This is a genomic window from Lysinibacillus sp. VIII_CA (genome assembly GCF_049943995.1).
In the GTDB taxonomy this organism is placed as follows: domain Bacteria; phylum Bacillota; class Bacilli; order Bacillales_A; family Planococcaceae; genus Lysinibacillus; species Lysinibacillus pinottii.
The window spans coordinates 1-268 of sequence record NZ_JBNFXM010000114.1; the positions used below are offsets into that span (position 1 = coordinate 1).

Genomic DNA, 268 nt, shown 5'->3' on the forward strand with positions numbered 1-268 from the left:
GTCTTGGCCATTGGGTTTGAAGCTGACAATGGCGGCGCCTTGCCCCTCCTTCGCAACGAATGGTTTCTCGGTCATATCGTCGGTCGCCGTGGCAAACAGGTCCGGCCAGTGGTTGGCGATCGACTCCAGCACGTCCATGACGAGACCGCGGTCCGAAGCCAGTCGCCGACCGATCTGGGCAACGAACACCTCGAAGCGCTGTTTGCCGAGAATGCGCGCGGGCTTCTGCTCGTGATCCTGCAAGGGCGGCGTTATGGTCAGGAAATAC

Annotated in this window: 1 protein-coding gene; it reads right to left on the bottom strand. The window is 60.8% G+C overall.

Annotated elements, in window-relative coordinates; all coding sequences use genetic code 11:
• On the bottom strand, nt 1-268 hold a 268-nt coding region (locus ACP3VS_RS24450; protein WP_426390324.1), incomplete at both ends, for a hypothetical protein.